This window comes from Geobacillus sp. LYN3 (genome assembly GCF_003064505.1).
GTDB lineage: Bacteria > Bacillota > Bacilli > Bacillales > Anoxybacillaceae > Parageobacillus_B > Parageobacillus_B toebii.
The window spans coordinates 2,809,108-2,818,073 of the sequence record NZ_QCWL01000001.1 but is presented as its reverse complement, the minus strand read 5'-3'; the positions used below and the strand labels follow the sequence as shown (position 1 = coordinate 2,818,073).

Below are 8,966 nucleotides of genomic sequence, written 5' to 3'. Positions count from 1 at the left end.
TTTTTTCTTCCAACCGTTGAAACTCAAGGGAAAACCGTGAGTGTGGAGGATAAACTTTTGACAATACCTTATAAAAAAGAGGAGTGAAATCAATGAATGTAACGATTTACGATGTGGCACGAGAGGCAAACGTGTCGATGGCGACCGTGTCTCGTGTCGTGAATGGAAACCCAAATGTGAAGCCATCAACAAGAAAAAAGGTGTTGGAAGCGATTGAACGTCTAGGCTACCGGCCAAATGCGGTTGCACGGGGACTTGCTAGCAAAAAAACAACGACCGTTGGGGTTATTATTCCTGATATTTCTAGCATCTTTTTCGCGGAATTGGCACGTGGAATTGAAGATATTGCCACGATGTACAAATATAATATCATTTTAAGCAACTCTGACCAAAATAAAGAAAAAGAATTGCATTTGCTCAATACGATGCTCGCTAAACAAGTGGACGGCATTTTGTTTATGGGTGGAAACATTACCGAAGAGCATGTCAATGAGTTTCAGAAATCACCTGTGCCAATCGTGTTAGCCGCAACGATTGAACCAAATAATACCATTCCATCAGTCAACATTGATTATGAACAAGCTTCCTTTGAAGCGGTTGCTTATCTTGTAGAAAAAGGAAACAAGCGGGTCGCCTATGTGACGGGACCGACGGATGATCCAATCAATCAAAAGAAATTGGCGGGCTACCGCCGCGCTTTAGAAACGCATGGAATAGCCTATGACGAAGAGCTTGTAATTGAAGGAGATAACTCCTATGATTCCGGCATTGAGGCATACGAAAAAATCGCTGAATTAGCCGAGAAGCCAACCGCTGTTTTTGCTGGAACTGATGAAATGGCGCTTGGCATTATCCATAGCGCGCAAGATCATGGCGTTCGCATTCCGGATCAATTAGAAGTGGTCGGTTTTGACAATACACGGCTTGCGACAATGGTTCGTCCTCGTTTAACGACGGTAGTGCAGCCGATGTATGACATCGGTGCGGTTGCGATGCGTTTATTAACTAAATATATGAATAAGGAAAACGTCGAAAACCATATCGTCGTGCTGCCGCACCGTATTGAATATCGTGACTCAACGAAATAACGAAAAGGGGCTATCGTTTTTGCTAAGCCCCTTTTTGTTTTTTATGAAGATGATAAAATATCATTTATTAGAAATAGTTTGATCGGTTGATTTTTGTCGCTGACTGCGAATTGGATATAACGCTTTTTCTACCGTTTGAGCATTTTTTTCGGTAATTTCCGCTTTTCGTGGAATCGGTGGATATAGTGGTTCCGGATCATCCCATTCTTGCGGCAATGGGACAGGAGAACGCGATTGCCATTTATCAAGCCATGGCTTCGGTAATTTTCCGGAAATATTCGATTGTTCTGTCATTTCTAGCCAAATAAGCGCCCATGCCCGCGGAACAACGCGCCAAATATCGTAACCGCCGCCGCCAACTGCGATCCAACGCCCGTCACAATATTCGTGAGCGATTTGATGGGCGAGTTTCGGGATTTCACGGTATGTTTTCATTGTTACGGACAAATGAGTAAGCGGATCGTAATAATGAGCGTCCGCTCCGTTTTGCGTGAAAATCACATCGGGCCGGAAAAATTCCGCAATTTCTCGAAGCGCTTGTGTATAAGCGTCAAGCCATGATTCATCTTCTGTAAACGCATCTACTGGAATGTTAAATGAGTACCCATATCCTGCCCCGTGTCCGCGTTCATTCACACCTCCTGTTCCGGGAAATAGGTAGCGGCCTGTTTCATGAATGGAAAACGTACATACATTTGGATCATCATAAAATGCCCATTGGACGCCGTCTCCATGATGGGCATCCGTATCGACGTAAAGAACGCGGAGTCCGTATTTTTCTCGAATATACTTAATGGCGACAGCGCTATCATTGTAAACGCAAAAACCGGATGCTTTGCCGCGAAAGCCGTGGTGAAGCCCTCCGCCTAAACTTAACGCATGCTTTGCTTTTCCGGATAGCACATAATCGACTGCAGTTAATGTGCTTCCTACCAACAAAGCGCTTGCCTCGTGCATATTTGGGAAAATTGGCGTATCTTCTGTCCCTAGTCCGTAGTTTAAGGCTACCTGTTCAGGCAACTGGCCTTTTCCGGCTGCTTTGACCGCTTCAATATATGATTGATCATGAATTAAGGCAAGTTCTTCGTCCGTTGCGACTCTTGGTGTGACAATTTGTTCATCTTCTAATGCATTCATCGCGCGCAATAAATCGTATGTGAGTTTAACGCGAAGTTGGTTAAACGGGTGCTCATCATGAAATTTATACCGAAGGAAATCTTCGCTGTAAATAAATACACAATCTTTTTTCATGACGAAACCCCCGGTAAGTTTGGCCATAACACCGTATAGCCAGCATTTTTTAGATCGTTAATAATTCCAATCGGATTCATTGTCTGCACGCGGAAGACAAGAATTTGGTAGTTTTCGTCTTCGTCAGGATATAAAAGAACGCTGGAAATATTCGTATGTCTTTTGGCGATAATAGCGGCCGCTTTGCTTAACATGCCGCTTTCATTAGGCACTTTCACTTCAATTTGTGAACTAGGTTGATGTGCCCCCGTAAGCTGAATAAGCGTATATAATAAATCTGTCTCCGTCACGATGCCGACAAGTTTGCCGTCTTGGACGATAGGTAAACAGCTGATTTTATGCTCGTAAAACAGCGCTGCTATTTCTTCCACAAAATCGAGCGGATGTCCGACGATGACGTCTGTTTTCATAATCGTGCTGAGCGGTTTTTGTAAATCTTCGAGATGTTCATGAATCCGGAAAATGGAAGGGCTTGCATCACGGATGTCGCGATCTGTTACAATGCCGATAACATGGTTTTCGGCATCAACAATCGGAATATGGCGAATGCGCAGTTGTCGTACTAACTGAATCGCTTCTGCAATCGTATTTGTCGGCTGGAGTGTAACGACAGGAGTTTTCATAATTTGTTCGACAATCACTGATTCCTCTCCCCTTTGTTGTCAAGAAAGATTTTTAATACATGTACCGATTCATAAAGCGAAGGCGATCGAATTTTTGGATAGATTCTTGATCGACCCGTTTGCCGATGCGAACCATTAAGCAGTTAGCCGGATGGGAACAAATTTCAGGATCATCCGTTGCATACCAAACAAGCCCGCCGGCGTTCATCATTTTCTCCATTAATTTCCGGTATTCCCATACATTTAACCCCGTCCCTTTTAAATCCCAATGCCAGTAATATTCTGTTGTAATAATAATGTAATCTTCCATTGCATCATCCATCATCGATACAATCAATAAATTTTTTCCTACCCCATAGCCGCGAAACTCCGGGATGACTTCAATTGCGCCTAACTCGATTAAATTTTCCATGTTTCCTTGTGACCAACGTTCAAGCGGGTCGGGATAAAGAAACGTAACATAACCAACAATGGTTTGGTTATGACGGGCGATAATAATTCTTCCTTCTGGCAGCTTTGCGATTTCAATGAGTGCTTTATGTTGCTGCGGCGGCTGGCGGAATGATGTCAAATCGTGATGAAATTCGTAACTTGCTAGTTTTTCAGCAGATACTGGGCCCTCAATAATTAATGTCCCTTTTGGGGTTTTTAGTTCTTTCGCATTATACGTTTTTTTATGTTCCATAGAGCACCACCTAGATTTGTCTTTCTGCTAACATTATACATGAAAAAACGACTGGAAGACCGGTTTCAAAAAAAGTTCATAAAAAATAAAAAGGAAATTTTTAAAAAATTGAGAATTCGAAAGAGATATACTATAATAGGACTGTAACCACTTACATAAGGGGGAGTCGGAGAATGAAAACGGAAGTACTACCGGTCATACAAGGGGACTATAATTTAAAAAATTATGAAGAAACATATAAAAATTTTGATTGGAAAGAAGTAGAAAAGGAATTTTCGTGGTTTGAAACAGGCCGGGTCAATATGGCGTATGAAGCGATCGACCGCCATGCGGAAACGTTTCGAAAAAATAAAGTAGCTCTCTATTACCGTGATGCATCGAGAAATGAAAAGTATACATTCAAAGAAATGAAAGAAATGTCCAACAAAGTTGCAAATGTACTAAAACAAGTAGCAGAGATTGAAAAAGGAGACCGCGTATTTATTTTTATGCCGCGCTCTCCGGAATTGTATTTTTCTGTATTAGGAATCATTAAAACAGGCGCGATTGTTGGTCCGCTGTTTGAAGCGTTTATGGAAGGAGCGGTGCGCGATCGGCTTGAGGATAGTGGAGCGAAGGCAATCATCACGACACCGGAACTGTTGCCGCGGGTTCCAGTCAATGATCTGCCTGAGCTGAAATACGTTTTTCTTGTCGGGGATAACATTGTGGAAGAAGGTCCGTATATTGACTTAAAGAAACGAATGAACGAAGCGAGCAAACATTTTGACATTGAATGGGTAGACCGCCAAGATGGACTTATTTTGCATTATACATCTGGTTCTACCGGCAAACCAAAAGGGGTTTTGCACGTTCACAATGCAATGATTCAACATTATCAAACAGCAAAATGGGTGCTTGATTTAAAAGAAGATGATATTTATTGGTGTACAGCTGACCCTGGTTGGGTAACGGGAACATCATACGGCATTTTCGGCCCTTGGTTGTGCGGCGCTTCAAGCGTCATTATTGGAGGACGTTTTAGCCCGGATGCATGGTATCAAGCGATTCAAGATTTCGGCGTAACCGTGTGGTATAGTGCGCCAACGGCATTTCGCATGTTGATGGGGGCCGGCGATGAAATTGTCAAAAAATACGATTTAAGCTCACTTCGCCATATTCTCAGTGTTGGAGAACCATTGAATCCAGAAGTCATTCGCTGGGGGATGAAAGTATTCGGGCGACGCATTCATGATACATGGTGGATGACAGAAACAGGCGCTCATCTTATTTGTAACTATCCTTGCATGGAAATTAAGCCGGGGTCGATGGGGAAACCGATTCCTGGTGTAAAAGCAGCCATTGTTGATGATCAAGGAAATGAGCTGCCGCCATATCGTATGGGCAACTTAGCGATTAAAAAAGGATGGCCGTCGATGATGAAAACGATTTGGAATAACCCACAAAAATATGAATCGTACTTCATCGGCGATTGGTACGTTTCCGGCGATTCCGCCTATATGGATGAAGACGGATATTTCTGGTTTCAAGGTCGTGTCGATGATGTGATTAATACATCTGGGGAACGTGTTGGTCCATTTGAAGTAGAAAGCAAGCTAGTGGAACATCCAGCGGTGGCGGAAGCCGGGGTTATCGGTAAGCCAGATCCGGTGCGCGGGGAAATTATTAAAGCGTTTATTTCGCTTCGGGAAGGATATGAACCATCAGAGGAATTGAAAGAAGACATTCGCCAGTTTGTCAAAAAAGGATTGGCGGCACACGCAGCGCCGCGGGAAATTGAATTCCGCGACAAACTGCCAAAAACGCGAAGCGGAAAGATTATGCGTCGCGTCTTAAAAGCTTGGGAACTCAACTTGCCGACAGGGGATTTATCGACAATGGAAGACTAAGAAAAAAGCTGATCGATATGATCAGCTTTTTTTTAATGGTTCTTCGAAGGGCTATCTGATGTTTTCTTTTTTCCTTGATTTGGTACAGCGGCATTTTGTTCAGAAATGATGTTCGATGGCGGGGATTCATTGCCGCTTATATCTACTGCTGTCACATAATATGTTGCTTTTGGCTGTAGATTAGAAAATGTTAAAGATTTTCCAGCTTTAACGATAGAGACAACACGAAACGGCGCTCCTTTTTGTTCCGCACAATATACACGATAGCCAATGACGTCGTTTTCGTGGTGCGGCTTCCAAGTTATTGTTTCATTGGTTAGTTGGACGGTAGGCGGGTCTGGACGTTTTCCGTTTTCTTTCATTTCGCTAACCAATAATGTTCCGTTCCACTCGGCGGAGTTTATATGGTAGATTCCTAGTTCTTTGAGCAATTTTTTATTAAGTATGACCCCGCTTGAAACAAACTCGCTCGGCGTTGTATTAAGCGCGATGTACCGTTTGCCGTTGACTTCAACAAAGCGTCCTTCGATTAAATATTGGTCCTTACTTTGCTTTGGGGTGAATTTTGTATTATATAAATCATAGTTGACTAATCCAGCTTTTTCGCATAAATCAGATGGAACGAACCCTGAAACTGTACAATATGCACGACGGACGATGCCGCCTGGCATATTGAATCGCGTTTTTGGAGCGATTAGCTGCGGCTTTACATCATAAGCCGCATTCATTAGTTGTGCCCATAATAGCTGGGTTCGTTTGCTATAGGATAACCCTTTATATTTTAGCTGCAGCGGTGCCGGAGTATCATATCCCATCCAAACGCCAAATGTAACGTTCGGATTTGTTGCAACAAACCAGGAGTCTTTATTATTTTGTCCTGTTCCCGTTTTCCCAGCCCAATCCGCTTGGAATTTTAAATAATACGGAAGAGAGGACGCTGTGCCTCGGCGAATAACGTCTCTCATCATATCAATCATTAAATAGGATGTCTGCGGAGAAAAGACAGGAACAGGTTTGCTTTGATGTTCGTAAATGACTTGTCCATCTTTCGATACAATTTTTTCAATTAAATACGCATCGATAAATGTTCCGTAATTCGCAAATGTGGCATAGGCGTTGACATTTTCTTCTACTGTCACTCCTTTATTCGTTCCTCCGATCGCCAAGGCAACGTGGTTTTCTTCTGTTTTTGCCACACTGGTAATGCCCATTTTGTGCAAATATTGTACTGGATGTTGATTCATGATCTTCATATATGTTCGAATCGCAGGAATGTTATAAGAATACTGCAAGGCGCGTCGAGCGGTGACTAAACCGTGTGTTTTTCGGTCCGCATTTTTTGGAGTGTAATAACCTTTACCTGTCTTGATGTGTAATTCTGTGTCTGGGATGATGGAACCGGGCTGAATAATGCCCATTTCCATTGCTGGCGCATATACGAGCAGCGGTTTCATTGTCGAACCGTTTGATCGATATGCTTGTGTGGCGTGATTGAGCTGCTCTCGCCCGTAATCTCTGCCGCCGACAAAGCTAATAATTCTCCCTGTCTTATTTTCAATAAGGATTGCACCGACTTCGACAGGTTCCCGCTTTGCAACCGTTTTGCCCGTCTGTTGATCTTTTACGTATTGAATAATGTCGTCGCCGTAATATTGATAATTTGCAACTACTTTTTGCATGCGATCGTAAATATTTTTGTCAATCGTTGTGTAAATGTTATACCCGTTTTGGCGAAGCTGTTTTTCTGCTTTTGCTAAATAGCGTTTATAAAGAGATGCGTCTTGCCATAACTGCTGTTTCTCATACCCATCTTTTTTGGCTAAAACTTCCGCTAGCGCTTCTTTCGCACGCTTTTCAATTTCCATCGTGAGCCACGGATATTTCTCAAACGGTGATGGCTTCGGTGGCGCAAAATGTTTGGCGATATCATATTGCAGCGCTTCTCTATATTGCTTTTCGGAAATATAGCCTTCCTGTTTCATGCGTGTTAACACCGTTTTCATGCGATGCAATGCTGGGGATAAATCTTTTTTCACTTTTCCATCGCTTGTAAATGGCGTATAAACGAAAGGGCTTTGCGGAAGGCCGGCTAAAAATGCTGCTTGGGCTAGATTTAAATCTTTCGCATTTACTCCAAAAACGCCTTGGGCCGCTGCTTGGATGCCGGCAATGTTGCGCCCGGATGAGTTTCTGCCGAATGGAACGACATTTAAATATGCCTCTAAAATTTCATTTTTGCTAAAAAATTTTTCGAGGCGAAGCGCAAGCAATATTTCTTTCGCTTTCCGTTCAAACGACGCTTCATTGGTTAATATTTGATTTTTCACAAGCTGTTGCGTTAGCGTGCTTCCGCCTGTTTGCATTGCAGAGTTGGTAGCTTCTTGAAAAAGCGCCCGGATAATTGCTTTTGGAACAATACCGTGATGTTCGTAAAAATATTCGTCTTCTGTTGCGATCAGTGCTTTTATGACGTAAGGGGAAACATCTTTCAATTTTACTTCTTCTCTCTCTAAATCCGTGCGGAAATTTCCAAGATAAACGTTATTGGCGAAGTAAATATGCGTTGTTTCCTCATAGTTGTAAATATCTGTTTTCATTTCTTGATACGAAGGAAGCGGCATATCTTTTACTAAAAAAGCAAAATATCCGGCGCCAAGACCGACCGCAAAGCAAATGGCGCATAGTGCGAAAATAAGAAAAATAAGAAAAAGATTCCAACATACTTCATATGTAATGAGAAAATAGCGCCATGCTTTCTTTAGGGAAAACGTTTGTTTTATATGTTCCATGGGCATTCCCCCTATATAAACAACAAATAAATGTAAACACAGTATATCATATTTTTTGTTGAATATTGCGGCTTTTTGTCATTTTTCTTTCATTATAAATGCGATCTGATTCGGTTTGACAAATTTATGAGAGTATGATAAAAACATGTATATCAAAAACGATATACATAAAAGCGATGACAGGAACGAGTAGTGTTTATCTCCCTGTTTCAGAGAGCTAGTGGTTGGTGTGAACTAGCACATAGATAAACACGAATTACCTCCTCGAGCAGCTTTTGCGAACGGATTGTCCAAGTAGCAAAAGACGGCATTTGCCGTTATCGAAATGAAGTGAGAAAGCGCTATGCTTTCTAAGTAGGGTGGTACCGCGATGTCAATCGTCCCTTCCGTTTAAGGGGCGATTTTTTTATGAAAAAATAAGGTAGCGTCAAAAGTTCTATGAAAACTCCACACAGATCATCCCATTGAGCATCGTGGGGCATGCGGAGGGCCGGATTCGCCCTTGACCAACACCCGCCAAAGGTGGGAAAGAGTCGTCAAGGGCGACGGGGACAAAAAGAAGGCAATAGGAAAGCCGCCCTTGCCATGACCGAATTTTACCTTTGGCGGTGTTCGGTTGGTCAAGGGTTCGCTTCGCCGAA

Annotated in this window: 6 protein-coding genes and 1 other annotated feature; of the genes, 2 read left to right on the top strand and 4 right to left on the bottom strand. The window is 42.6% G+C overall.

All coding sequences use genetic code 11. The features are described from left to right. Positions 1-92 precede the first annotated feature (92 nt). Entirely contained in the window at positions 93-1,088 is a 996-nt protein-coding gene (gene ccpA, locus DCC82_RS14735) for a catabolite control protein A (RefSeq protein ID WP_015864829.1), read from the top strand. Positions 1,089-1,148: 60 nt separating this feature from the next. Here ccpA and DCC82_RS14730 read toward each other — a convergent pair whose 3' ends face one another. The 3 genes from DCC82_RS14730 to DCC82_RS14720 are packed head-to-tail and all read right to left on the bottom strand — an operon-like array spanning position 1,149 to position 3,647. Beyond that, positions 1,149-2,339 carry an acetoin utilization protein AcuC gene (locus tag DCC82_RS14730; protein ID WP_062679256.1) on the bottom strand — a complete coding sequence of 397 codons (1,191 nt, stop codon included), beginning with the start codon at positions 2,337-2,339 and terminating at the stop codon, positions 1,149-1,151. Continuing rightward, positions 2,336-2,980 (bottom strand): acetoin utilization AcuB family protein, encoded by a 645-nt coding sequence (locus tag DCC82_RS14725; RefSeq protein WP_015864827.1) that lies wholly within the window; start codon positions 2,978-2,980, stop codon positions 2,336-2,338. The genes DCC82_RS14730 and DCC82_RS14725 overlap by 4 nt, the downstream gene beginning before the upstream one ends. A gap of 34 nt (positions 2,981-3,014) precedes the next feature. After that, positions 3,015-3,647: a GNAT family N-acetyltransferase gene (locus DCC82_RS14720; protein WP_015864826.1), complete on the bottom strand. Its 633-nt coding sequence runs from the start codon at positions 3,645-3,647 to the stop codon at positions 3,015-3,017. Between the two features lie 173 nt (positions 3,648-3,820). Between DCC82_RS14720 and acsA the strand changes: the two genes are divergently transcribed. Then, positions 3,821-5,536 carry an acetate--CoA ligase gene (gene acsA / locus DCC82_RS14715; RefSeq protein ID WP_097354876.1) on the top strand — a complete coding sequence of 572 codons (1,716 nt, stop codon included), beginning with the start codon at positions 3,821-3,823 and terminating at the stop codon, positions 5,534-5,536. Between the two features lie 32 nt (positions 5,537-5,568). On the opposite strand, the gene DCC82_RS14710 is transcribed toward acsA, so the two are convergent. Further along, a complete protein-coding gene (locus tag DCC82_RS14710) occupies positions 5,569-8,325 on the bottom strand; it encodes a transglycosylase domain-containing protein (RefSeq protein ID WP_097354875.1) in 2,757 nt (918 codons plus the stop codon). A gap of 167 nt (positions 8,326-8,492) precedes the next feature. Beyond that, positions 8,493-8,713: a binding site (T-box leader), on the top strand. The last annotated feature ends 253 nt before the right edge of the window (positions 8,714-8,966 follow it).

Bases quoted from the DNA above. Each gene is read 5' to 3' on its own strand.
- DCC82_RS14720 (WP_015864826.1), bottom strand. From the start codon at position 3,647: ATGGAACATAAAAAAACGTATAATGCGAAAGAACTAAAAACCCCAAAA.
- ccpA (WP_015864829.1), top strand. From the start codon at position 93: ATGAATGTAACGATTTACGATGTGGCACGAGAGGCAAACGTGTCGATG.
- acsA (WP_097354876.1), top strand. From the start codon at position 3,821: ATGAAAACGGAAGTACTACCGGTCATACAAGGGGACTATAATTTAAAA.
- DCC82_RS14710 (WP_097354875.1), bottom strand. From the start codon at position 8,325: ATGGAACATATAAAACAAACGTTTTCCCTAAAGAAAGCATGGCGCTAT.
- DCC82_RS14730 (WP_062679256.1), bottom strand. From the start codon at position 2,339: ATGAAAAAAGATTGTGTATTTATTTACAGCGAAGATTTCCTTCGGTAT.